General features: G+C 64.9%; 22 protein-coding genes and 1 pseudogene. 10 read left to right on the forward strand and 13 right to left on the reverse strand.

The genetic code is table 11. From position 1 onward, the window contains the following. Positions 1–128: 128 nt before the first annotated feature. The 3 genes from K9D25_RS22540 to K9D25_RS22550 all read right to left on the reverse strand — a co-directional run bounded on the left by K9D25_RS22540 (position 129) and on the right by K9D25_RS22550 (position 3,600). Complete coding sequence (locus K9D25_RS22540; protein WP_244451251.1) at positions 129–1,403, reverse strand: NAD(P)/FAD-dependent oxidoreductase; 1,275 nt, start codon at positions 1,401–1,403, stop codon at positions 129–131. A gap of 3 nt (positions 1,404–1,406) precedes the next feature. Continuing rightward, positions 1,407–2,990 carry a GMC family oxidoreductase gene (locus tag K9D25_RS22545; RefSeq protein ID WP_244451252.1) on the reverse strand — a complete coding sequence of 528 codons (1,584 nt, stop codon included), beginning with the start codon at positions 2,988–2,990 and terminating at the stop codon, positions 1,407–1,409. Positions 2,991–3,237: 247 nt separating this feature from the next. Then, positions 3,238–3,600, reverse strand: a complete 363-nt coding sequence (locus K9D25_RS22550) for a RidA family protein (protein ID WP_244451253.1) — start codon at positions 3,598–3,600, stop codon at positions 3,238–3,240. Between the two features lie 422 nt (positions 3,601–4,022). On the opposite strand from K9D25_RS22550, the gene K9D25_RS22555 reads away from it, so the two are divergent. Continuing rightward, positions 4,023–5,201: an MFS transporter gene (locus tag K9D25_RS22555; RefSeq protein ID WP_244451254.1), complete on the forward strand. Its 1,179-nt coding sequence runs from the start codon at positions 4,023–4,025 to the stop codon at positions 5,199–5,201. 28 nt (positions 5,202–5,229) lie between these two features. Here K9D25_RS22555 and K9D25_RS22560 read toward each other — a convergent pair whose 3' ends face one another. Beyond that, positions 5,230–6,717, reverse strand: coding sequence for an aldehyde dehydrogenase family protein (locus K9D25_RS22560; protein ID WP_244451255.1), 1,488 nt, complete (start codon positions 6,715–6,717; stop codon positions 5,230–5,232). Between the two features lie 325 nt (positions 6,718–7,042). Between K9D25_RS22560 and K9D25_RS22565 the strand changes: the two genes are divergently transcribed. Continuing rightward, entirely contained in the window at positions 7,043–7,549 is a 507-nt protein-coding gene (locus K9D25_RS22565) for a flavin reductase family protein (RefSeq protein ID WP_244451256.1), read from the forward strand. Positions 7,550–7,666: 117 nt separating this feature from the next. Here K9D25_RS22565 and K9D25_RS22570 read toward each other — a convergent pair. Further along, positions 7,667–8,079: pseudogene (locus K9D25_RS22570) on the reverse strand (DDE-type integrase/transposase/recombinase); the annotation flags it as partial. Positions 8,080–8,271: 192 nt separating this feature from the next. Beyond that, entirely contained in the window at positions 8,272–9,237 is a 966-nt protein-coding gene (locus K9D25_RS22575) for a LysR family transcriptional regulator (protein WP_244451257.1), read from the reverse strand. A gap of 130 nt (positions 9,238–9,367) precedes the next feature. Between K9D25_RS22575 and solA the strand changes: the two genes are divergently transcribed. The 5 genes from solA to K9D25_RS22600 all read left to right on the forward strand — a co-directional run bounded on the left by solA (position 9,368) and on the right by K9D25_RS22600 (position 13,925). Further along, positions 9,368–10,591 (forward strand): N-methyl-L-tryptophan oxidase, encoded by a 1,224-nt coding sequence (gene solA, locus K9D25_RS22580; protein ID WP_244451258.1) that lies wholly within the window; start codon positions 9,368–9,370, stop codon positions 10,589–10,591. Positions 10,592–10,638: 47 nt separating this feature from the next. Next, positions 10,639–11,451, forward strand: coding sequence for a transporter substrate-binding domain-containing protein (locus K9D25_RS22585; protein ID WP_244451311.1), 813 nt, complete (start codon positions 10,639–10,641; stop codon positions 11,449–11,451). Positions 11,452–11,542: 91 nt separating this feature from the next. Continuing rightward, positions 11,543–12,289 (forward strand): amino acid ABC transporter permease, encoded by a 747-nt coding sequence (locus K9D25_RS22590; protein WP_244451259.1) that lies wholly within the window; start codon positions 11,543–11,545, stop codon positions 12,287–12,289. Continuing rightward, positions 12,286–13,143 (forward strand): amino acid ABC transporter permease, encoded by an 858-nt coding sequence (locus K9D25_RS22595; RefSeq protein WP_244451260.1) that lies wholly within the window; start codon positions 12,286–12,288, stop codon positions 13,141–13,143. The genes K9D25_RS22590 and K9D25_RS22595 overlap by 4 nt, the downstream gene beginning before the upstream one ends. A 14-nt stretch (positions 13,144–13,157) precedes the next feature. Further along, positions 13,158–13,925, forward strand: a complete 768-nt coding sequence (locus tag K9D25_RS22600) for an amino acid ABC transporter ATP-binding protein (protein ID WP_279613824.1) — start codon at positions 13,158–13,160, stop codon at positions 13,923–13,925. On the opposite strand, the gene K9D25_RS22605 is transcribed toward K9D25_RS22600, so the two are convergent. The 7 genes from K9D25_RS22605 to K9D25_RS22635 all read right to left on the reverse strand — a co-directional run bounded on the left by K9D25_RS22605 (position 13,873) and on the right by K9D25_RS22635 (position 20,446). Then, positions 13,873–14,535 (reverse strand): tyrosine-type recombinase/integrase, encoded by a 663-nt coding sequence (locus tag K9D25_RS22605; protein ID WP_244451261.1) that lies wholly within the window; start codon positions 14,533–14,535, stop codon positions 13,873–13,875. The two genes, K9D25_RS22600 and K9D25_RS22605, sit on opposite strands and share 53 nt — an antisense overlap. Positions 14,536–15,025: 490 nt before the next feature. Continuing rightward, positions 15,026–15,751, reverse strand: coding sequence for an amino acid ABC transporter ATP-binding protein (locus K9D25_RS22610; RefSeq protein WP_244451262.1), 726 nt, complete (start codon positions 15,749–15,751; stop codon positions 15,026–15,028). Positions 15,752–15,768: 17 nt separating this feature from the next. After that, positions 15,769–16,434, reverse strand: coding sequence for an amino acid ABC transporter permease (locus K9D25_RS22615; protein WP_244451263.1), 666 nt, complete (start codon positions 16,432–16,434; stop codon positions 15,769–15,771). 14 nt (positions 16,435–16,448) lie between these two features. Then, positions 16,449–17,111: an amino acid ABC transporter permease gene (locus tag K9D25_RS22620; RefSeq protein ID WP_244451264.1), complete on the reverse strand. Its 663-nt coding sequence runs from the start codon at positions 17,109–17,111 to the stop codon at positions 16,449–16,451. Between the two features lie 152 nt (positions 17,112–17,263). Further along, positions 17,264–18,076, reverse strand: coding sequence for a transporter substrate-binding domain-containing protein (locus K9D25_RS22625; protein WP_244451265.1), 813 nt, complete (start codon positions 18,074–18,076; stop codon positions 17,264–17,266). A gap of 181 nt (positions 18,077–18,257) precedes the next feature. Further along, on the reverse strand, positions 18,258–19,469 hold the full coding sequence (locus tag K9D25_RS22630) for a glycine C-acetyltransferase (RefSeq protein WP_244451266.1): 1,212 nt from the start codon (positions 19,467–19,469) through the stop codon (positions 18,258–18,260). Between the two features lie 11 nt (positions 19,470–19,480). Continuing rightward, complete coding sequence (locus tag K9D25_RS22635; RefSeq protein WP_244451267.1) at positions 19,481–20,446, reverse strand: aminotransferase class IV; 966 nt, start codon at positions 20,444–20,446, stop codon at positions 19,481–19,483. Positions 20,447–20,666: 220 nt separating this feature from the next. On the opposite strand from K9D25_RS22635, the gene K9D25_RS22640 reads away from it, so the two are divergent. From K9D25_RS22640 to argE, 3 genes are all read left to right on the forward strand, one after another. Then, a complete protein-coding gene (locus K9D25_RS22640) occupies positions 20,667–21,131 on the forward strand; it encodes an Lrp/AsnC family transcriptional regulator (protein ID WP_244451268.1) in 465 nt (154 codons plus the stop codon). Positions 21,132–21,247: 116 nt separating this feature from the next. Then, positions 21,248–21,772 carry a peptide deformylase gene (locus tag K9D25_RS22645; protein ID WP_244451269.1) on the forward strand — a complete coding sequence of 175 codons (525 nt, stop codon included), beginning with the start codon at positions 21,248–21,250 and terminating at the stop codon, positions 21,770–21,772. 8 nt (positions 21,773–21,780) lie between these two features. Further along, positions 21,781–22,950 carry an acetylornithine deacetylase gene (gene argE / locus K9D25_RS22650; RefSeq protein ID WP_244451270.1) on the forward strand — a complete coding sequence of 390 codons (1,170 nt, stop codon included), beginning with the start codon at positions 21,781–21,783 and terminating at the stop codon, positions 22,948–22,950. Positions 22,951–23,002 lie beyond the last annotated feature (52 nt).

A 23,002-nucleotide genomic window follows, 5' to 3' on the forward strand; every position in this document is an offset into this window, starting at 1 on the left:
CCGTGCCACAGAGCTAAGTCGTTGCCGTACAACGCCTATGTGGGGAGGGCCCGCCGCCCGGCCCGCCCCTTGTCTCACGGCGGAGAAAGCCGCCTCGCGGCTGCGAAAGTGCTGCCGCCGGCCTCGCTTCAAAAGCGGGTGGGCGCGAAGGGCGCGAGGTCAAAGGCCGGCGGGCGGCGGGCGATGAGATCGGCCACCGCCATGCCGGTGCGGGCGGCGGAAGCCAGCCCGACATGGCCGTGGCCGAAGGCGTAGACGACGTCGGCGCAGGCACTGGACCTGCCGATGACGGGGAGCGAATCCGGCATGGACGGGCGGAAGCCCATCCAGCGCGAGACCCGTCCTTCGCCATAGGTGGGCGCGAGGCCGGGAAACAACCGCCGGCCGAGGGTCATGAGATGCTCGGCGCGTCTCCAGTCCGGCGGGGCGTCGAGGCCGGCGAACTCCACCGTGCCGGCCATGCGCAGCCCGGTCTCCATCGGCGTCGAGACGAATTTGGCGCTGGCGTCGAGGATCGGCCGCAGCGGGCGCGTCTCTGGGTCGGCGATCAGCACGTGATAGCCGCGCTCGGTGTCGAGCGGCACGTCGTCTCCCAGACGCTCGGCGAGCGGGCGGGAGTGCGCCCCGCAGGCCACCACCGCCGCGCTGGCGGGGATGAGCCCGGCATCCGTCTCGATGCCGGAGAGCACGCCGCCGGTGTGAGCGAAGCCCGAAGCCCGTGCAGCGACCACGCGCCCGCCATCGCGCAGGAAAGCGTCGGCGACGCTGCGCACCAGCCGGTTTGGGTTGATTGTGTTGCCCGCCTGCGGAAACAGGACACCCACGGTGTAGTCACGGGAAATAGCGGGCTCGAAGGCCCACAGAGTTGCCCCCCGCATGACCTCGAAGGCGATGCCGTTGTCGCGGCGAAGCTGGTAGCCAAGCGCGTCGCTGGCAAAATCCGCATCGCTGCGATAGACCGCCAGAAAGCCGTCGCGCCGGATCAGCGCCTCGTTGCCAGCATGGCGCACCAGCGGCAGCCAGGCGCTGTAGGAATCGTCGAGCAGGGGCCGCAGCGCCCGCGCCTGCGCCCGCACGCCGGCCTGCGTGCCGGCCCGCACGAAGCGCATCAGCCAGGGCGCCAGCTTCGGCAGGTAGCTCCAGCGGATCGACAGCGGCCCCAGCGGGTCGAGCAGATAGAAGGGAACCTTCATCAGCGTGCCGGGCATCGACATCGGGACAACGGAGGACGGCGCCAGCACGCCGGCATTGCCGAAAGAGGCGCCCTCGCCGATGCCGCCGGGCTCGATCAGTACGACGTTGTGCCCGTCGCGCAGGAGGAAGCTGGCGGTGGCGACACCGACCGCGCCGCCGCCGATAATGGCGACCGTGCGGGGGGTGTCGGGCGTGCGGGAGGATGTCATGGATCAGGCCGCCTTGATGAAGTCGGCGCAGCGTTCGCCGATCATGATGCAGTTCGCGTTGAGATTGCCGCTGACGATGGCCGGCATGACCGACGCGTCGGCGACATAGAGGTTGGAGAGCCCGCGCACCTTCAGCATTGGGTCGACGACCGCGAGCGCGTCGGTACCCATCTTGCAGGTGCCACAGGGGTGGTAGATGCCGATGGCGGTGGCGCGCACATAAGCGATCCACTCGTCGTCGCTTTGCACCTCTCGCCCCGGCTTGAACTCGCTGAGCACGTGGCGGGCCATGGCAGGCGCCTCGAAGATGGCGCGCAGCCGTTTCGCCCCGGCCACCAGCGTGGCGACATCGCGCGCGTCGCCCAGCAGATTGGGCTGGATCGCCGGGGGCGCGAACGGATCGGCGCCGGCAAGGCGGACATGGCCGCGCGAGAAGGGGCGGTGGATGTTGTTAAGCGCGGTCACCGCCGGCCGGTCGAAAAGAATGGGGCCGGTATCGGTGAGGTCGTAGCCGGCAGGCGTAAAGTGGATTTGCAAGTCGCAGCGCGGCAGGTCGGGCCGTGAGCGATGGAAGCCCAGCACATGCGCGTCCGGCGTAGTGCCCGGCCCCCGCCCGGCGAGCAGCCACGCCGCGCCGAAGACGAGCGCGTGCGGCAGCGTATGTTGGACGTTGTAGGTTGGCCGGTTGACGAAGGCGATGTGGCTGGTGCCGGGATGGTCGTGAAAATTCTCGCCGACGCCGGGCAGGTCGTGCACGACCTCCATGCCGTGCTGGCGCAGATGCGCCTGCGGCCCGACGCCGGACAGCATCAGCAACTGCGGCGAGCCGAAGGCGCCCGCGGCAAGAACCACCGCCTTCGCCGCCCGGGCTTTCACGGTCCTACCCTTGCCGACGAATTCGACGCCGCTGGCCCGCGTCCCCTCGAACAGGAGGCGGCGCGCCTGCGCATGGGTCAGCACGGTGAGGTTGGGCCGCCGGCGCCAGAGATAGGCGCGCGCCGCGCTATGGCGCCAGCCGTGTCTCTGCGTCGCCTGCACATAGCCGATGCCGCCCTGCGGCGTGGTGTTTAGATCTGGGACTTCCACCAGTCCGGCCTCCACGCCGGCACGAAGGAAGGCGCCCGACAGTGGGTGCGAGGTACGCAGGTTCTGCACGCTCAGCGGGCCGCCCTCGCCGTGGTCGGCATTGGCGCCGGCCTCATTGTCCTCGGCGCGGCGGAAGAAGGGGCGCACGGTCTCGAAATCCCACCCCGTGCAGCCCATCATGGCCCAGTCGTCGAAATCCTCGCGCTGGCCGCGCACGTAAAGCATGCCGTTGATCGAGGAGGAGCCGCCAAGCACCTTGCCGCGCGGCATGTAATCGGTGCGCCCGCCACGCGAAGGATCGGGCCGCGAGGTCAGGCGCCAGTCGTAACGGGGATTGCCGATGGCGTAGAGATACGTCGCCGCCGGCATCAGCAACGGCAGGCGGCGATCCGAGCCGCCGGCCTCCAACACCAGCACCCGGGACCGGCCGTCTTCGGCGAGTCGCCCAGCCACGGCGCTACCGCCCGACCCTGAACCAATGACGATGTAATCGAATTCCATCACATTAAATTTCATCCGGCGCGGCACGCGGTCATTAATTTATTCCGATGCCAATAATACGTAATTTTACCCACGTATATTTTACATTTAAGCTTTTTTACTTCTCATTCGTGAGACAATTTCATCTCACGAATGAGATTTCCGCGTTTCCGAGTCCACGGGAGGCCCGGCACCACACGTCGCCAGCGAGGAGACAGGCTGGGCGAATTGTTCGCCCGCTGTCCCGCGGGACAGCGGGGCAATTGGGTCACACGACGGCGGTGGCCATCATCTCCACAAGGTTGGCGCCCTGCCCAGCAAGGCGGGATTCAACGGTGGCCCGCGCGGGCGCGTTGGCGGGATCTACCCAGGCGTCCCAGACTTTGTTCATGCGGTCGAAATGACCCATGTCGTGAAGCCAGATCGTGACCCGGAGTAACCGGCTCTTGTTGGAGCCGGCCTGCGCCAGCAGGCTGTCGATCTGGGCGAGGACGTCGGCGGTCTGGGCGGCGATATCGGGTGTCTTCTCATTCGCCACGACGCCGGCAAGGTAGGTGATGCTGCCGTGGACGACGACCCGCGACATCCGGTCATTGGAACTGAGGCGCTGGATGGAGGAGGCAGGCTGCATGGAACATCACTTCGCTGCGGGAGAGATTCGAAAGCACTGCGGCGCGCTGCCATTCGACGACCCTTCGGGCCGCGCACCGCGTCCGTGAGCCGGGCGGTGCCGCACCCTCTGCCTTCGGCAATCCGCGTGCCAGGAGTTAAAGCCCTGAAATTTCCGGGCGTTAGCGGAAGGCAGGCGACGCCAGTCACGCGGATGAGACGTTTGCGACCCGCGACGCAGCAATGGTGAGACGGTGCGTCACCGCAACAGGCCAGCGTCGCGACAGGCACGGGAGGGGAACGTGGGCATGTGCGGTTTGTCGCTTGCCGGCCGGGTTCCGGCACGCGATGAGAGCGGCGGCTGGCACGCATCATGCCGGCCCGATCGTTCATCATGGGGGCGGTCGCTTCGGCGGGTTGAAGCGGCGATGTACTGGAAGACGCATGAGTCAGTTGTCCGTCGCGGGCGAGCAACGCGCGCTTTTCGCTTCGCGCATGGCCGTAAGCACCATCTTCTTTGTCGGTGGCTGCGGGCTTACGCTGTGGACCACCTTCCTTCCGCTTCTGAAGGCGCGGGCCGGGCTCGACGACGCGGAGGTCGGGCTGGTACTGCTGTGCGTCTCGCTCGGTTGCCTGTGCGGCATGCCGGCGGCTGGGGTGCTGCGTCGGCGCATCGGCCCGCTGCGCTGTGGGGCACTGGCCGGCACCGCCTTCGCAGTCGCCAGCTTCGGGCCGGCGCTAGGCGTGAACATGCCGCTGCTTGCTGTGTCGGCGTATGTCTTCGGAATATGCTTCGGCTTTCTCGACGTGTGCATGAACTCGCACGCCTCGGCGCTGGAGCGGGAGCTGGGCCGGCCGATCATGTCGTCCGCCCATGCCTTCTTCAGCCTGGGCAATGTGGCGGGGGCGCTGTCGGGCGGCGGCCTGATCGGGCTCGGCCTTGGAATTCCGCTCGGAATAGGTCTGGCCAGTCTGGCGCTGATGGCATTGGCGCTGGCGGCGACGCCCTGGCTCTGGCTGCCGGAGGCGCACCTGCGCGAGGCGGCTGAGAGCCCGATCTTCCGCTCGCCAAACCTGACCATGCTGGGCGTCGGCATCCTGACCGTGCTCGCCTTCGTCATCGAGCTGACGCTGATCGACTGGGGCGCGCTCTACCTCGTGCAGGCCACCAGCTCGGCCCCCTCCCACGCGGCAGCCGGTGTCGCCTGCTTTTCCGTGGCGATGACCACCGGGCGCCTGCTGGGCGACCGTATAGCCCACCGGCTCGGCGCGGTTACGACGATCCAGATCTCCGCTGTCATCGCCTGTCTCGGCGTCGCGGTCATCGTCCTGGCGTCGACCGTCCCGGCCGCGCTGCCCGGCTTCGCGCTCGCCGGACTCGGCATCGCCAATCTGGTGCCGATCCTGTTCTCGCTCAGCGGGCGCATGCCGGGCATCCCGCCCAATGCCGGGATCGCCATGACGGTGACGATCGCCTATGGCGGCGGGCTATTCGGCCCGCCGCTCATCGGCTTCGTTGCCCATACCTTCGACCTGCGGACGGCGTTCGTGATGCTAACCGTCGGTGCGCTGGCCATCGCCGCCGCGGTGCGCGGGGTGATTCCCCGCGCCCTGCGGCACTGACGGGCTATCGGCCGGAAGGACCGGGAGGTCAGCCCAGCTTGATCACCACCGATTTGGTCTCCAGATAGGCGTCGAGATGCTCGATGCCGGATTCCCGGCCGTAACCGCTGGTCTTGTAGCCGCCAAAAGGAACCACAGGATCGAGCCCGCCATAGGTGTTAACCCACACCGTGCCGGCGCGGATGGCCTTGGCCATGCGATGGGCGGTGGATAGGCTGGTCGTCCATACCCCGCCGCCGAGGCCGAACTCGGTGTCGTTGGCGATGGCGGCCGCTTCCTCCAGCGTGTCGAACGGGATGGCGGCGGCGACCGGGCCGAAGATCTCCTCCTGGGCGATGCGCATGTCGTTCGTGACGCCAGAGAGCACGGTCGGTTCGAAAAAATAGCCGTCCTTCAACGCGCCCTCGGTCATGCGCCGACCGCCGGCAGCCGCAATGACGCCCTCACTGAGACCGATCTCCATATAGCCAGCCACCCGATCCAGTTGCCGGGCGTTGACCACCGGCCCGATCTGCGTCGCCGGATCGAGGCCGTTGCCGACCTTGAGCGAGCGGGCGTAATCGGAGACGCGGGCGACGAATTCATCATAGATCGGGCGCTGGATCAGCAGCCGCGTGCCCGCGCAGCAAATCTGGCCGGTATTGGCAAAGACCCCCATGCCGGCGCCGGCGACGGCGGCCTCCATGTCACAATCGGCAAAGATAATGTCGGGCGACTTGCCGCCCAACTCCAGCGTCACCCGCTTGAGGTTGGTCTTCGACGCCTCGACGATCTTGCGGCCGGTGAGATCCGAGCCGGTGAAAGCGACCTTGTCGACATCCATGTGCCGGGCGAGTGCCTCGCCGGCGGTGTGGCCGAAGCCCGGCACGATATTGACAACGCCCTCCGGTACCCCGGCCTCCAGCAGCAGTTCGCCGAGCCGCAGCGCGGTGAGCGGGGCGTCCTCGGCCGGCTTCAGCACCATGGCGCAACCCGTCGCGAGCACAGGGCCGATCTTCCAGATGGTCGAGGTCAGCGGGGCGTTCCAGGGGGTGATGGCGCCAACCACGCCGACCGGCTCCTTGAGCGTATAGGTGAACACCTCGCCCGGCAGCGAATTGGGCAGGGTGCCGCCGGCGATCACGGTGCACATGCCGGCATAGAAGCGCGGCAGGCCGAGGGCTCGTTGGCGGCGGGCCTGCATGGACGTGATGGGCGCGCCCATGTCGAGCACGTCGATCAGCGCCAGCGTGTCGAAGTGCTTCTCGACCAGATCGCCGAAGCGCAGCAGGCACTGCTGACGCTGGAATGGAGTGAACCAGTTCCACGGCCCGGACAGCGCCCGGCGGGCCGCCGCCACCGCCAGATCGATGTCGGCGGCGTCCCCTTCGGAGACTTCCGCGAGAACCTCGCCGGTTGCCGGGTTGAACGTCTTGAAGGTCCTGCCAGAGAGAGAGGGGACGAATTTGCCGTCGATCAGCAACTGCTTTGGCAGCGGCGCGATGATGTCGGCGATCGGGCTCACATTGATGGTCATGGCGGTGCTTTCGGCGACAAGAGGGTGGGCCGGAACCGCAAGTGCCGTGCCAGAAGCCCCAGCGCCAGCCGCGCCGCCGCCGGCCCGCGCGCCATGGCGGCGCCAGAGGGCGCGGTTGCTGGATTCGCGTGCTTCCGGCCAAAGCTCACCGCCGGGGCGAGGGGCCTCCCGCCCGTCTCAGATCAGCGACACGTGTCGCAGCCGGGCGCCATTTGGAAACACCCGGCGGAGAGATTTCGCCGGCAAAGTCAGGCGTGCGGCGACTGGCACGCGCCTTGCGGTCCGAGCCGTGAGCGGCCGCAAAGGTCGCGACGTGGAGGCTCCCATGATCGATCCGACCGACTTCAAGCACGGCATGCGGCGCCTCGCCGCCGGCGTGTCCGTCATCACCACGCTGGAGAACGGGCAGCCGCATGGCTTCGTCGCCACCTCCGTCACCTCGGTGGCCGCCGACCCGATGCCCACGCTGCTGGTCTGCGTGAACCGCAATGTCTCTTGCCACGACGTTATCGACGCCTCGGGCTCATTCTGCGTCAATCTTCTCGCCGAACCGGAGCTGGAGCTCGCGAAGGCGTTCAGCTCATCGGCGCTTCGTCACACGCGCTTCAGCACCCGGGAATGGCGCCCTCTCAAGACCGGCGCCCCGGCCCTGGTCGGCGCGCTGGCGAGCTTCGACTGTGAACTGGCGGAGAAGGTGAGCGTTCACAGCCACAGCATCTTTCTCGGGAGGGTCGTCGCTATCCATCTGCCGGAGATGCCGCTGCATCCGCTGATCTACGCTGGCGGGCAGTTCGACACGCTGGGCTCGCGTTTCACGCGCCCGGGGCTGTAAATGCGCCGTGTGAGGGCTGAGCGCGGTCTGCTTCTGGTGGTTACCTGAACATCGCGCGTCATGTGCGAACAGCAGGCGAAGATGTATTGGCCTGGTGCCGGTTCTGTGGACACCATGTCAAGCTGATTTGGCTCGCTCCTCGACTTGGAGAGGGCTCAGATAGCCCCGCGTCGAGTGCCTGCGTCGGCGACTTTAGAAGCGCTCGATGTAGTCGAATACATCCGCTCTCGCGTCATCCTCGTCCCGTGGACCTCGCGGTCTGTTCGCTCGGTTTTCGGCGACGAGAAGAAGTTCTCCATCGCAGCATTGTCCCGGACATCGCCCGACCGACTCATCAAACAGTTGATGCCGTAGTCAGACATCAGGCGCAGGAACTGCTCGCTCGTCTATTGGCTGCCCTGATCTCAGTGATGCAGCAGGCTATCGGGCTTGCCGGGGCGCCAGATCGCGATGATGAGGCCAGCAGTGACGAGCTGTGCCGTCATCTCCGCCTTGATCGCCCAGCCGACGGGACGCCGCGAGAATAAGTCGGGCGCGCAACCCATGCTCCCGTGTGAGCCGTTCGATACACGGTAGCCCGCAAGAGAGTCCTTTCACCAACATATCGTGCAGACCGTCGAAAGCCGAAATCGCCCGGCCCCGAAGCAAACCTGCGCTATTTGCGGAGCCGCCGCGCAAAAAGAGCGCTGGTTAGACGTAATTATTCAGGACTGCGGAACGCCTCAGGCCAAAGCGAGAGCTTCGGGCGTGAGCCAAGGTACCAGTGAGAGCATGGGTGGGAGGGCGTGTGACAGCGCCACGCCTCGCGCAACTTCGGCGATGCGTGGCGCCAGATCGTCGAAGTCCCCGCGCCGCGTGGTCAGCAGCAATTCCCGCGAGAAGGCAACGCCCGGCAAAGGCAATGCCACGACGTCTATGGCATGCGCCGCCCCCTGCAATATGCAGAGCGGCGTGGTGATTGCCACCCCCATGCCGGTCGCGACCATGGCGACTAGAGCGTCAGACGTATCGAACTCGAAGACGCGCCGCGGCCGAAGCCCCAGTCGGCCCAGATGCCGCTCGATATGTTGGCCGGCGTAGGAGCGGGCGCTGTGGCGTACCAGTCGGTAGCGCTCAAAAACGGCCCGAAGGTCTTTGCCGCGCACCGCGTCGATCTCGCTGCGCGGGGCGATGAGGACGTAAGGCTCACGGAACACCACAATCCGCTCGACCTCGCCGAGCCCCTCCATTGGGTCGCAGGTCAGGGCAGCGTCGATCTCGTGTCGCATCAGCGCGCGGGTGTGGGAGAAGGCAAGGCCCGACCAGGCGGTCACAGTCAAGGCAAGCGCGCCATCGGCAAGCTCCCTCACAATGCGGGCGCCAATGGTACCCGCCAGCGAATCGACGAGGCCAATACGCAAATTGATACGCCCGGGCATGTCGGCGGCGGCCCGGGCATCGGCCAGAAGCCGCTCAGCATCGCGCGCCAGCTCATCGGCCCGGGCGGCAACCATTCGCCCGACATGGGTCGGCGTGAGCGGCCGGCGGCGGCGGTCAAACAGGGGAGCGCCGATCAGCGCTTCCGCGCGCCGCAACGCCTGCGAGACCGCCGATTGGGTCACCCCGGCTCTTTGCGACGCCGCCGTCACGCTGCCCGTCTCGGCAACGGCGGCCACCAAGCGGAGGGAATGCAGATCGAGATCGCTCATGTCATTATCAGTCAGGAGAATGACTCTTAGTAATTCTACTTAATATACCGCATTTCGTTTGACCCCGACACGGGGGCATGGTCGCTTTCGCGACATGATGTCATTTTGTGCAAATGAAGGTCACTAGGCCGTGGAACGTACGCAAGTCGCCGTCGTCGGTCTCGGCGCCATGGGCATGGCTACTCTGTACCAACTCGCGCGACGGGGCGTGGACGTGATCGGGATCGATCGCTTCGAGCCCCCGCACGATGTCGGTTCGAGCCACGGCGAGACGCGGATCACACGTCAGGCCGTCGGTGAAGGTCGCGACTACGTGCCATTCGTACTGGCCTCGCATGCGATCTGGCGCGAGCTTGAGGTGCTCTCTGGCGAGCCCCTGCTGGAGGCGTGCGGTGTGCTCGTTCTTGCTCCAGGCTCGGGCATATCCTCCCACCACGGCAAGCGGGATTTCGTGGCGCGTTCGATCGAAACGGCGCGGGAGTTCGGTATCCCGCATGAGGTTCTGGACGGCGTCACGGCGCGCCAACGGTTTCCCCAGTTCAAGGGGATTTCCGACGACGACAAGGTCTATTTCGAACCTGGCGGCGGCTATGTGCGGCCGGAACGCTGCATCGCCGTTCAGCGCGATCAGGCATGCGCACTCGGCGCACGCCTCCGGCTTCGCGCCCAAGTCACCTCGATCCGACAGGACGGCGATGTGGTCCGCATCGGTATTGGCGGGGACGAGATCGTCGCCGACCGGGTCGTGGTCGCGGCTGGCGCCTGGACGGCGCCGCTGCTCGGAGCTCCGTTCGACCGGGTGCTAACCGTGAGGCGGCAGGTACTGCACTGGTTTAAGCTGGCGGACGTCACCGCGCATGCTGGAGCTCCGGTCTTCATCTGGATGCATGGTGCGGGCGACGAGGATTATTTCTACGGCTTTCCTCCGCTGGCCAACGACGACCGGCTGAAGGTGGCGACCGAGCAATACGTGGCCGCGACGACGGCCGAGACCCTCGAGCGCGAAGTGTCCGCCTCCGAATCCGAGGCGATGTGGCGGTCGCATGTCGCCGGGCGTATCACTGGCGTGACCCCCGAGCCCGTCCAGGCGGCGGCGTGCCTCTATACGGTCACGCCCGACAGCGGCTTCGTCATCGACCACCACCCGCAAATGCGTCGTGTGATGGTGATTTCCGCCTGTTCAGGCCACGGCTTCAAGCACTCGGCGGGCATCGGTCAGGCCGTTGCGGAGGCGGTCACAGGCGCGCCTAGCTCCTTCGATCTGTCCCCCTTTTCGCTTAGACGCTTCCAGCAGGCAGGCGTCCGCATGACGCTATGTAATGTCCGGCGATGCCTTCTCGCAGGCTGTGAATAACCAAAGACGAGTTCCTTAGTCCCGACATTGATGAAAGGTTGATCCGCATGCGCAAATCAATGATCGCCCTCCTGCTCGCTGGGGCGCTCGCGCCCTTCGCCGCACACGCGGCGGACGGTGTCGACGCCATCAAGAAACGGGGCACGCTCGTTGTAGGCGTCAAAGCCGACTACAAGCCTTTCGGCTTCCGGGACCCATCGGGTGCCGTGGTCGGGATCGAGCCCGACCTCGCGGCCGACGTCGCCAAGCGTCTCGACGTGAAGCTGGAACTTGTGCCGGTGGTTTCATCGAACCGGATCGAATTTCTCCAGCAGGGCAAGGTCGACATGCTGATCGCGACCATGTCGGACAAGCCGGAACGCCGGAAGGTCGTGCAGGCCATCGACCCGCCTTACTACTCGGACTTCGTCAATGTGCTGCTGCCGAAGAAGGCCGGCGTGAAGGACTGGTCCGAACTCAAGGGTAAGCCGCTCTGCGCTACCTCTGGCGCCTGGTACAACAAAGAGATCGCCCAGAAATACGGCACCGAGATCGTCGCGTTCGACGGTTCCGAGAAGCCGCTTTTCGCGCTCAAGCAGGGCAACTGCGTGGGCTACGTCTATGACCAGACCTTCATCCAGGGCAAGCTGCTGGATGCCGACTGGAGTGGCACCTACGAGATGCCGCTGAAGGGCGTTCTGGACGCACCGTGGATCATGGCGGTTGCGACCGGCAATGACAGCCTCATGACGTTCCTTGAAGGTGTGACGAAGGATTGGATGAAGACCGGCTTCATCGTCGCCGAGGAGGAGAAGTACGGCATCCAGCCGACCGAGTACTCAAAGGCCATGCATGACAAGATGAAGGGCTCGGCCAACTGATCGCCCGGCGCGGCCGATCCTTGCCGGATCGGCCGCGTTTTCAACGTTAAGAGACGGCGCGCCCGTCACGGATCGCCAACCGGATAGCGCGATGGACGTCATAGCCGCCTGGTTCAAAGACCTTTACGAAACGACGGGTCTCAATTTCACGGTCTTCTACGACCCCTATGACTGGAACCGTTACATCCACGGGGTGAGGATGACCGTCCTGCTGACGGTCTCCACCATTCTGATGAGCCTTCTGATCGGGGCGGTGGGCGCCCTTCTGCAAAGCGCTCCCTCGCGCATCGTTCGCGGCGCGGTCAACGGCTTCGTCGTCCTGTTCCGCAACACGCCGCCGCTTGTGCAGATCTTCTTCTTCTATTTCGGCATCGGCGCGATGCTCCCGGCCGGGCAGGACCAATTTGGGCTGCGCCAGCCCTTCATCGACAATGTGGAGTGGGCGATCATCGCGCTGTCGCTGTTCGCCGGCGCCTTCAATGTCGAGATCTTCCGCTCCGGCGTCGAGGCCGTGCCGAAGACCACGGTAGAGGCGGCCGAGGCGCTCGGTTATACCCGGCTCAAGGCCTATCTCTACGTGATATTGCCGCTCGCTCTGCGGGTGTGCCTACCGGCCCTCAACAACAACCTGGTCAACCTGCTCAAGACCACCACCCTCGCCTACGCGATAGCCGTGCCGGAGACGCTTTACGCCGTAAAGCAGATCTGGTCGGAGTCGCAGAACGTGTTCGAGATGATGCTGGTGCTGTTCGCGACCTACGGCCTTTTGGTCGGCATCCTGGTCTGGATCATGCACCGATGGGAAAAATCGCTGCGCATTCCGGGATATGGCCGATGAGCACGAAGAACACGCCAGCCAGCGCGGCCGCGCCGCTTCCCGTCCTCTTGCCGTTCCGCATCGAGCCCACCCGGCTGGGAACGCCGCGCCTCGCGCCCATGCACGCCCTGCTGTTTGGCGCAGGCCTCGTGTTGCTCGCGGGCAGCGCTTGGGCGCAGGCCGTCAGTGTCCAGTTGTCGCCGTTGGAAGTCATCATCAAATGGGCGCCGCTGCTGCTGTCCGGCTTCGCGTTCAACATCTTGATCTCCATGATCGCGATGGCGATCGGCACGGGCGCCGGCCTCGGCGTGGGACTGGGCATGCTCTCCCACAACACTTTGTTGGCCCGCTTCTGCTGGGCGCTCACCCAGTTCTTCCGTAACGCGCCTTGGCTGGTGTTGCTGTTTTTTGTGATGTTCCTGGTGCCCTTTCAGATCACGGTGTTCGGCGTCCGGATTCCGTTGCCGGACTGGCTGAAGGCGACGGTGGGCTTCTCTCTGCCCGTGATGGCAAACGTGGCCGAGATCGTCCGTGGCGCGGTACGCTCCGTGCCGTCAACGCAATGGGAAGCTGCGGAATCGCTTGCCTTCACCCCACGGCAGACCATGTGGCGGATCATTCTTCCCCAATGCGTCAAACGCATGCTTCCGCCGTGGATGAACCTCTATTCGCTTGTCACTATGGCGACGGTCCAGGCTTCGATCGTCGGCGTGTCCGAGATGCTGACACTTACCGCGCAGGTTCATACCGCCGAGGGCGGGCGTCCGGAGCTGTTCGCCCCGCTTTATGGCTTCGCCATGCTCTGCTTCTTCCTCTATTGCTACCCGATCGACCGGTTCACCGCCCGGCTCGAGCGTCGGTTCCATATCCGCTGAGAGACCATTTACACATGGCCGTTGCGACCGAACCCCGCCACTGGACACCCGACCAGCCCATCATCCAGTTGATCGACGTCCACAAATCGTTCGGCGCTCTCGAGGTGTTGAAGGGCGTCAGTTTCAACGTGAAGAAGGGCGAGGTGGTCTGCATCATCGGCCCGTCGGGCTCGGGCAAGTCGACTTTGATCCGGTGCATCAACGCTCTGGTGCCGGTGACATCCGGCACCATTCTGGTCGAGAACATCGAGGTGGCAGATCCGAAGCTCGACAAGCTGGCGCTGCGCCGCAAGGTCGGCATGGTGTTCCAGCAATACAACCTGTTCCCTCACAAGACCGCCCTCCAGAACGTCATGATGGCGCCGATTCATGTTCTCCATCAGGACAAGGGGGAGGTTGAGGAACGCGCCCGTGTCCTCATGAAGAAGGTCCGGCTAACCGGAAAGGAGGACACTTATCCGGGTGAGCTTTCCGGCGGCCAGCAGCAGCGAGTCGCCATCGCCCGCTCCCTTGCCATGCGACCCGACGTGATGCTGTTCGACGAGGTCACCGCCGCGCTCGATCCGGAGACGGTCAAGGAGGTGCTGTTCACCATCCGTGAACTCGCCGAGGATGGCATGACTTGCCTGCTTGTGACCCATGAGATGAACTTCGCGCGCGACGTCGCTGACCATATCTATTTCACTGATCGCGGCGTCATCGTCGAGCATGGGCCACCCGCCACCTTCTTCAGCGCGCCGCGCGATCCGCGCACACAGGAATTCCTGTCCCAGATACTGTGATTGCCACCGAATGCAGCGTCGCCGAACCAAGATATCGGACGGTGTTCTCAATCTTGGAGTGACCGAGCAAGATCTGGATGGCGCGTATGTTGCCCGTCGCCTTGTAGATCATGGACGCCTTCGTGCGACGGAGCGAGTGAGTGCCATATTCCTCCTGGCGTAGGCCAATCGCGGTGACCCACTCGTCGACCAGGCGAGCATACTGCCTTGTGCTCATGTGGTGCGCGTGATCGATGCGGCTCGGAAAGGCATAGTCCTCAACGGTGCCGCCGCGCCGCTCCAGCCAAGCCAGCATGCTCGCTCGTACATCGCTGGTGATCTCGAACTGGACCGGCCGCCCTGTCTTCTGCTGCACGACGATCGCGCGGGTCCTGATCTCCGGACCGGCGACCACGTCACGGATCCTGATCTTGACCAGGTCGCAGCCGCGAAGCTTGCTATCGATGGCGAGATCGAAAAGCGCACGGTCACGAATGCGTCTTTCGCGATCGAGGAAAAACCGAATTGCCCATATCTGTTTTTGGGTGAGAGGACGCTTGGTTCCGACCTGCTTTCCGGCATTCCAAGCTGCACGCTCGCGGCTGGCATCATCAAATTGAGAATGGCCCATGTGAGTTCTCCTTGGCCTTGATCGGCCGAGGGAGAAACGTCGAGGCGCACTACCACGCAGGGGCCGGTAGCGGACTGTCCGCTATTGGTTTTTGACAATGGGTAGCAGACGTTCGAAATACCGCTCTGACGGCATGACGCTGATGTGCCAGGCTTCGCTGTCGTCCCGAGTAATATCTAAATCTTTCGACGGACTTGGGGGAGGGAAGTTCATCCCCAACGACAATCTTAAGCGGGCGGGCGGGGCCGAACCGGTCTCATAGGCGGTGTAGCCAACTTGGCAGATCCATTACACGCGCTCCTTAGGCTTGCCGAGGGCAGGAATGCCCAGAAGCGGCTCCTTTTCCCGCCGCAGCCGGATTCGCAAAGGCACCCTGCTTGAAGTTTCACGTCAGTTGCCCTTTGCCCACTGGAGTTTCCTTTACCTCAAGTAAAAGACGAAGGAAGCGCCCAGGACGCTACGGGCCGCTAAATATTCGCGCGCCGAGCATTTAGAGCGTTGCTTTCAGGAAATCGATGGTCTCGGGCTTTTGCGGATTTCCGATGACCTGGGTGGGCGGGCCGATCTCGTGGATCTTGCCCTTGTGGAAGAAGGCGACGCGGTTGGAGACCTCGCGGGCGAAGGCGATCTCGTGGGTGACCACGATCATCGTCATGCCCTCGGCGGAGAGCGAGCGCATCGTGTCGAGCACCTCGCCGACGAGCTGCGGGTCGAGCGCCGAGGTCACCTCGTCGAACAGCATGTAGTCGGGCGACATGGCAAGCGCGCGGGCAATCGCCATGCGCTGCTGCTGGCCGCCGGAGAGCCGTGAGGGATAGACCTTCAGCTTTTCCGACAGGCCGACACGGGCGAGCTTGTCCACCGCGATGGCCTCGGCCTCGGCCTTCGACTTGCCGAGCACCTTGCGCGGCGCCAGCATCACGTTTTCCAGCACCGTCAGATGCGGGAACGCGTTCCACTGCTGGAACACGATGCCGATCTTGCGGCGCAGCTTGTTGAGATCGGTGCCGCGCGCATGCACATCCGTGCCGTCGACGAGGATGCGGCCGGAATTGATCGGCTCAAGCCCGTTGATGCACATGAGCAAGGTGGACTTGCCCGAGCCGGACCCGCCAATGACGGAGACGACCTCGCCCTTCTCGACGGTCATGGTCACGCCCTTGACCACTTCGAGCGAGCCGAAGGATTTGTGAACGTCCTGTATTTCGATCGACATACAAAAACCTCAGCGTCTCAGTCGTTCTCGCGCCAGCGCTTTTCGAGGCGGGCACCGAGGCGGGCGATGGGGAAGCTCATCAGAAAGTAGATCAGCCCGGCGATGGAGAGCACGAAGAGCGGCTCCTGGATGCGGGTGACGATGACCTGCGAGGAGCGCAGCAATTCGACGACGCCGATCCACCACACCATGGCGGTGTCCTTCATCACGCCGAGCGTCAGGCCAATCCAGCTCGGCAAGGCGACGCGCAGCGCGATGGGAAAGACGATCTCGGTCAGGTCCTGGCGCCAGGAGAGCCCCAGCGAGCGGGCGGCGCGGCGCGTGGTGGTGGGCACGGCGAGGAAGCCGGAGCGGACGATCTCGGTGCAATAGGCCGACATGTACAGCGCCAGCACGACGCAGCCGACGGTGAACGGCGCCCAGTGCAAGCCGATGATCGTCTTGAAGGAATTCGCCACCACCAGCTGGATCAGCAGCGGGATGGAGCGGAACACGTCGAGAATGGCGCCGAGCGGGGCGTTGACCCACCAGGGCGCGATGGCTCGGATGACGCCGAAGACGACGCCGAGCAGCGTGCCGCCGAGCACCGCCCAGAAGGTGAGCATCAGCGTGACGCCGGCGCCCTTGAGCATGAACAGCAGGTCGTTGAAGGAGAAGCTGGTCTCGAACAGCGAGGAGAACATGGCGCGCGCCCCTCTCAGTAGCGGAACAGCCGCCACGCCATCAGGCGCGCGGAGAGGGTGACGAATTTGGCGAGCAGATAGTAGATCACGGCGGCGAGCGCGAAATATTCGAAGGTGCGGAAGGAGCGCACATTCAGATCCTGGGTGACGCCGGTGAGATCGTTGTTGAGGCCGACGATGACGCCGAGCGAGGTCATCAGGATCGCCCACACCATCTGGTTGGTGAGGGGATAGAAGACGATGCGGAACATTTGCGGCATCACCACCAGGCGGAAGGCCTGCACCTGCCCCATGCCGAGCGAGCGGGCGGCGCGCACCTGCGTCGGCGGCACGGCGCGCAGGCCGCCCCGGAAGGTCTCGGCGAGATAGCCGGCATTGTTGAAGGTGATGCCGGCGAGCAGGGCGACGAAACTGTCGAGATGGATGCCGAGCGAGCCGAGGCCGAAATAGGCCATGTAGATCTGGAACAGCGCCGGTGTGTTGCGGGCGAGCTCGATCCAGCTTGCCGCCACCGCCCGCAGCGCCCGGTAGGGCGAGGCGGCGGCGAGCGCGAGCAGGATCGCGAAGGCGACCCCGAGCAGCATGGAGAGCACGGCGATCTCCAGCGTGACCAGCGCGCCCCACAGCATGTCGGGCAAGGCGCGGAACGCCGGCAGCCAGTGGAAAGTGTAGTTCATGGGTCGCGCCAGTCCGGCTCGGTCGGAAACTGCAAGGAGGATGGCCATCCGTCATCCCGGCGGCGGAGTGCGGAGCCGGGATCGCGCGCAGAGCCTGCGGACGATCCCGGATCGGCCTGCCGGCCGTCCGGGATGACGCGTTGGGCAAGCGCTCAGCGATAGACGCCGGGCACCGTCAGGTCGGGGGCGGCACCGAGGCCGATCCACTTGTCGTAGAGCGCCTTGTAGCGGCCGGTGCGGACCTGCTGGTTGATGAACAGGTTCAGGTAGTTGATGAGGCCCTGCTCGTTGCGCAGGGCGATGAGGGCGACATAGTCGATGTCGTAGGGGGCATCGCCGCCCATCATCAGGCCCTTATACTTGCGTTCCTTCACGATCGCGGCGGCGACGGTGGAGGTGACGACGGTGGCATCGATCTGGCCCTGGGCGAGGGCGAGGAACACATCCGCCTGCGTCTGGTAGCCACGGAACGTCGTCCCCGCGCCCCACGCCTTCACGTCGCTTTCCAGGGCCATGCCTTCATATCCGCCAGTGACGGAACCCACCTTGCGGCCCTTAAGCTTGTCATAGGTGTCGAGGCCGAGCCCTTCGCGCGTCAGCACGACATTCTTGTAGGCAAAGTACGGGATGCTGAAACCGACGGTTCGTGCACGCTCCAACGTGTCGGAGGTCGAGGCGACGCCAACGTCGACGCGGCCAGAGATTAGAGCAGGAATACGGTCGGGGAACGGAGTCTCGACGATCTCTGCCTTCACGCCGAGCGCCTTGGCGAGATCCTTGCAATAATCGACGTCGAAGCCGATCGGGTTGTTGCTGGCATCGCGCGAGCCCATGGGCGGGAAGTCCAGCACCACCGCGCAGCGCAGTGTGCCGGAAGCGATGATGTCGTCGAGCTTGTCCGCCTGCGCGGGCATCGCAACGCCGCACGTAAGGGCAAGCATAGTTGCCAGCACTTTGCAGTTCATGTTCACTGTTCCTCTGGATTTATAATTTCTGGACGATGATGACATCATCTCGCGCTCATATTTCCGCTTCTGGATGAAGTGTTCCGGACAAAGGCATGCCATCACAACGCCGCGCCGGTCATGTTTTGGTCGATGATGAAACGGATGTTTCAGCCGGCGTGGCCGGCCGCAGAGGTCGCCGTCAACGTCTCGCCGGGGGGAGCGCGCCGCTGGCGCGTCCGGCCTCCGCGAAGGCGTCGAGTGCAAAGGCGATATCGTCGGAGGAATGCGCCGCGCTGACCTGAAGGCGGATGCGCGCCTGATCGCGGGGCACGACTGGATAGGAGAAGGCGGTGACGAACACACCGCATTCGCCAAGAGCACTGGCCAACGCCGCCGCGCGGGCAGCATCGCCGATCATGACGGGCACGATGGGGTGATCGACGCCGCTCAACCGAAAGCCCAGAGCGACCAGCCCCTGCCGCAGCTGGCGGGTTCGCGCCGCCAAATTCCCGCGCAGAGCTTCATCGCTTTCGGCAATGTCGAGGGCGACCAGCGTCGCCGCGCAGATGGCGGGCATCAGCGCATTGGAGAAGAGGTAGGGACGCGCGCGCTGTCGCAGCCAGGCGACCAGTTCCTTGGCGCCCGACACATAGCCGCCGGACGCGCCGCCGAGCGCCTTGCCAAAGGTGCCGGTGAGCAGGTGCACGCGACCTTCGACCCCGTGCAGTGCAGGCGTGCCCCGGCCGCCTTCGCCGACGAAGCCCACAGCGTGGGAATCATCCACCATGACCAGAGCGCCATGTTTTTCAGCAACCGTGCACAGCGCAGGCAGATTGGCGACGATGCCGTCCATTGAGAACACGCCATCCGTCACCACCAATATTGTCCGGGCCCCCGCGGCCTGCTCGAGCGCCATGTCCAGCGAAGCGGGGTCGTTATTGGCGTAGCGGTAGCGCCGCGCCTTCGATAGGCGAATGCCATCGATGATGCTGGCGTGATTGAGTGAGTCGCTGACGATGGCATCCTCTTCGCCCAGCAGCGCTTCGAACAGGCCGGCATTGGCGTCGAAGCAGGATGGAAATAGGATGGCATCCTCGGTGCGGAGGTAGCGGCTGACGCGCTGCTCCAGCTGGCGGTGCACCGCATTCGTGCCACAGATGAAGCGGACGGACGCCATGCCGAAGCCATGCCTGTCCAGCGCCTCTCGCGCTGCCGCGAGGAGGCGCGGATCGTTGGCGAGGCCGAGATAATTGTTGGCGCACAGATTGAGGACCCGATCGCCCCCGCCCTTGACGCCGACCCATATCCCCTGGGGGGTATCCAGTGCCCGCTCGTGGCGCACGAGCGACTGCGCCTGCAACTGGTCGAGCTCGGCGCGGAAGTGGGCGAGTACGGTCTCGACGGCGGCCATGGCAACCTCGCTCACAGTGGATAGGTGACGGGCGAGGACCAGGCGGGGTCCTCATGCTTCGCCCAGTAGAGGTCGGCCAGCCGGCGGGTGATCGGGCCCGGGCGACCGAGGCCGATGGGCGCGCCTTCGATGCGGCAGACCGGCATGATGCCGCCGGCGGTGGAGGTGATGAACACCTCATCCGCGCCGCGCAGGTCGCCGACGCTGACATCCCTCGCCGTGCAGCGGAGCCCTTCCTCGATGCACAGGTCGAACACCGATCGGCGCGTGATCCCTGGCAGCACGCCATAGGCCGGCGTCGTCAGCGCGCCGTCGCGGACGATGAAGACGTTGAAGCCCGGCCCCTCTGCGATGTTGCCATGGCTGTCGAGCACCAGCGCGGTTTCGGCGCGGCGGTCATAGGCGTCATAAAGCCCCTTCACGAGATCCAACCAGTGATAGTTCTTGATCTGCGGATCGACCGAGCCGGGCGGAATGCGCACCACATCGCTGATGGCGATGTCGAGCCCGCGCTCCAGTTGCTCGGCATTGGCGACCGAGCCGAACGGTACCGCGAAGGCGATGAAGCGGTTCACTGCCTGGCGGGGGTCGCGGCTGAACGTCGGCGAACTGCCGCGCGTGCAGATCATCTCGACATAGGCAGCGCGATGACCGGAGAGGGCGACGCTATTTTCCAGGATCGCCGTCACCTGCGTCCGATCATAGGGAATGCGCATCCGCAGACGGTCGAGACCGCCGAAGAACCGATCGAGATGCAGGTTCAGACGGAAGAAGCGGCCGTTCCAGACATGGGCGGTGTCATAGGTGGCGTCGGAATGCAGGAGCCCCCAATCGAGGACCGAAATCTTGGCTTCCGAGACCGGCAGATATTGCCCATCCATGAAGGCGACGCCCTCAGGATACGCCACAGGGTCGATATGCCTGAGGCTGATGTCGGGAAGCGGCGCGGGCGGGGTCGAAAAGGTAGGGTGAGCCATGGGTACGTCCTGATCTGTCTGCGCGTCGCCGAGCCCTCAGGCGGGGCTGGCCGTCGCCTCGAAGGAGGATGACGTCACTTTAGGCGCGGGTTCGGGGCCATTTTCCTCAAAGTAGGGCCAATTCTGGCTCGTGCGTTGCAAGCACCTGCGATGAAATGAAATGCATGATCAGGGCGGCTCGCGTACAGCCGGGCGCCCGCCACTGGAGAGGAGACCCGCCGTGCCCACACGTCTCGATGATCTCGACCGGCGCCTCATCCGCGCCCTGCAGGATGATAACCGGCTCAGTTTCGCCGAACTCGCCGAGAAAGTCGGCTCTTCTGCCGCCTCCTGCATGCGGCGTGTGAACCGGCTGCGGTCGGAGGGCGTGATCGTCGGCGATGTCGCACTTATCGACCCGAAGAAGGTCGGCAAGTCGCTCACCGTCATCGTCAATGTCGAATTGGAGCGCGAAAGGCTGGATCTGCTCGACGAGTTCAAGCGCGCCATGCGCGCGACGCCGGAAGTGAGTCAATGCTGGATGGTGACGGGTGACGCCGACTTCGTGCTGGTGGTGCTCGTTGAGGATGTCGACGAGTTCGACAATTTCGTCAAAACCCGGCTCTATACCAACCCGAACGTGCGCAAATTCCGCAGCATGATCGCGCTGGAACGCACCAAATTCGACCCGCGCATCCATGTCTGACGCAGACATTTCAAAGTGCCGCCGGCTTTGAGGCGTTTTAAGCGGAACGTCGCGCAATCTGTCGACATGTCGACGGTTTAAACGGCAACAATGCCATCCCACAGCATCTATGCACGATGGAAGAAATGCCGGTTCGGCCTGTTGTTCTCTTCGGCGATCCCCGCCTTCGTCACACATGCCGCCCCGTCGATGTCGCGGCCGACGACTGGCGCCCGGACGCGCATGATCTGGCCGATACGCTCACGTGCTTGCGCCAGCGGCTCGGCTTCGGGCGGGCGCTGGCGGCACCTCAGATCGGGTCGCCGCATCGCCTCATCGCCTTCGATTGCGCCCTGGGACGCTTTGTCATGGCCAATCCTGAAATCATCTGGCGTTCCGCTGAAATGCAGCCGGTCTGGGACGATTGCTTCAGCCTGCCGGGTGTCTGCATGGCGGTGATGCGCCATCGCTCGGTCAGCGTGCGTTTCCGCACCCTCGACAACGAGCCGGTCGAACTCGCCGAGCTGCCGCCCGACCTCGCCGAGCTAGTGCAGCACGAGATCGACCACCTCGATGGAATCCTCATGAGCGACCGGCTCGTCGACTCACGCGCCATCATCAGCGCGGAGATGGCGGCGCTGACAGCTCATCCCGGCGCATGAGCCGGACAATGGAGGACAAAGGCGCCTTTCTCGCTCGCGCGCTTGCCCTACTGGAGCAGCTCGTCGCGTTTCCAACGGTGCCGGACGCCAGCACTCTCGACCTGATCGATTTCTGCGGCGACTACCTCGCGGCGTACGGCGTCGAGAGCCACCGCGTCCCATCGCCCGACGGGCGGCACGCCGCGCTCTACGCGACGATCGGCCCCCGCTGTCCCGGTGGGGTGGTGTTATCGGGACATGTCGATGTCGTGCCCATCGAGGGGCAAGTCTGGACCTCGGACCCATGGCGTCTCACCGAGCGCGACGGCCGGCTCTACGGTCGGGGAAGCTGCGATATGAAGGGCTTCATTGCTCTCATGCTCGCGGCGGTGCCGGAGCTCCGCGCCGCTCCCCTCGCCCGGCCGGTGCACCTCGCACTCTCCTATGACGAGGAGGTGGGCTTCGCCGGAGCCCATCGGCTTGTGCCGGTCCTCAAGCAATCCCTACCGATGCCGCAGGCGGTGATTGTCGGAGAGCCGACACGCCATCAGATCGTCAACGGGCACAAAGCCTATGCCGAACTGGAAACACGGCTGCGCGGCCATGCCATCCATTCCGGTCGCGCCGATCTCGGGGTGAGCGCCGTGACCATGGCGGCTCGCCTCATTGGCCGGATCGACGAGATGGACCGGGAAAACGCCGCGCGGGCCGCCGCGCGGCCACCGCTCTTCCAGCCCAACTACACGACGCTGCATTGCGGCCGGATGGAGGGTGGTGTCGCTGCGAGCACGGTGGCGGCGCATGCATGGTTTTCGACCGATATCCGCGCGGTGCCCTGGGAGAAGGCCGACGACTATATCGACCGCCTCCGCCGGATCGCCGCCGATATCGAAGCCGAGATGCGGGCAACGCATTCGGGATGCGGCCTCGACATGCGGGTGATCGTCAACGTGCCCGGCCTGTCGCCCGAAGGCGACCAGAGCGCGACGGCTCTGGCGCAGAAGCTCCTGCCGCGCGCGGCGCTCACCACAGTCGCCTATGGCACCGAAGCCGGCCTGTTCCAGCGAGCGGGCTGGTCCAGCGTCGTATGCGGTCCTGGCGACATTCTCCAGGCGCACCGTCCCGACGAGTACATCGAGCGTGCCGAGCTCGTGGCCGGCGTGGACGTTCTGACAAGGCTGACGCAGGCGCTATGTTGACGCGCTGTCGATAGAAGGTGCTGTGCAGGGATCCGTCTAATGGTCATTGACA

The sequence above is a fragment of the Ancylobacter polymorphus genome (genome assembly GCF_022836935.1).
Classification (GTDB): Bacteria; Pseudomonadota; Alphaproteobacteria; order Rhizobiales; family Xanthobacteraceae; genus Ancylobacter; species Ancylobacter polymorphus_A.

Bases quoted from the DNA above. Each gene is read 5' to 3' on its own strand.
- K9D25_RS22615 (WP_244451263.1), bottom strand. From the start codon at position 16,434: ATGTTCTCCTCGCTGTTCGAGACCAGCTTCTCCTTCAACGACCTGCTG.
- K9D25_RS22565 (WP_244451256.1), top strand. From the start codon at position 7,043: ATGATCGATCCGACCGACTTCAAGCACGGCATGCGGCGCCTCGCCGCC.
- K9D25_RS22555 (WP_244451254.1), top strand. From the start codon at position 4,023: ATGAGTCAGTTGTCCGTCGCGGGCGAGCAACGCGCGCTTTTCGCTTCG.
- K9D25_RS22540 (WP_244451251.1), bottom strand. From the start codon at position 1,403: ATGACATCCTCCCGCACGCCCGACACCCCCCGCACGGTCGCCATTATC.
- argE (WP_244451270.1), top strand. From the start codon at position 21,781: ATGGAGGACAAAGGCGCCTTTCTCGCTCGCGCGCTTGCCCTACTGGAG.
- K9D25_RS22625 (WP_244451265.1), bottom strand. From the start codon at position 18,076: ATGAACTGCAAAGTGCTGGCAACTATGCTTGCCCTTACGTGCGGCGTT.
- K9D25_RS22595 (WP_244451260.1), top strand. From the start codon at position 12,286: ATGAGCACGAAGAACACGCCAGCCAGCGCGGCCGCGCCGCTTCCCGTC.
- K9D25_RS22635 (WP_244451267.1), bottom strand. From the start codon at position 20,446: ATGGCTCACCCTACCTTTTCGACCCCGCCCGCGCCGCTTCCCGACATC.
- K9D25_RS22630 (WP_244451266.1), bottom strand. From the start codon at position 19,469: ATGGCCGCCGTCGAGACCGTACTCGCCCACTTCCGCGCCGAGCTCGAC.
- K9D25_RS22560 (WP_244451255.1), bottom strand. From the start codon at position 6,717: ATGACCATCAATGTGAGCCCGATCGCCGACATCATCGCGCCGCTGCCA.
- K9D25_RS22585 (WP_244451311.1), top strand. From the start codon at position 10,639: ATGCGCAAATCAATGATCGCCCTCCTGCTCGCTGGGGCGCTCGCGCCC.
- K9D25_RS22575 (WP_244451257.1), bottom strand. From the start codon at position 9,237: ATGAGCGATCTCGATCTGCATTCCCTCCGCTTGGTGGCCGCCGTTGCC.
- K9D25_RS22620 (WP_244451264.1), bottom strand. From the start codon at position 17,111: ATGAACTACACTTTCCACTGGCTGCCGGCGTTCCGCGCCTTGCCCGAC.
- K9D25_RS22550 (WP_244451253.1), bottom strand. From the start codon at position 3,600: ATGCAGCCTGCCTCCTCCATCCAGCGCCTCAGTTCCAATGACCGGATG.
- K9D25_RS22645 (WP_244451269.1), top strand. From the start codon at position 21,248: ATGGAAGAAATGCCGGTTCGGCCTGTTGTTCTCTTCGGCGATCCCCGC.
- K9D25_RS22545 (WP_244451252.1), bottom strand. From the start codon at position 2,990: ATGGAATTCGATTACATCGTCATTGGTTCAGGGTCGGGCGGTAGCGCC.
- K9D25_RS22605 (WP_244451261.1), bottom strand. From the start codon at position 14,535: ATGGGCCATTCTCAATTTGATGATGCCAGCCGCGAGCGTGCAGCTTGG.
- K9D25_RS22590 (WP_244451259.1), top strand. From the start codon at position 11,543: ATGGACGTCATAGCCGCCTGGTTCAAAGACCTTTACGAAACGACGGGT.
- K9D25_RS22600 (WP_279613824.1), top strand. From the start codon at position 13,158: ATGGCCGTTGCGACCGAACCCCGCCACTGGACACCCGACCAGCCCATC.
- K9D25_RS22610 (WP_244451262.1), bottom strand. From the start codon at position 15,751: ATGTCGATCGAAATACAGGACGTTCACAAATCCTTCGGCTCGCTCGAA.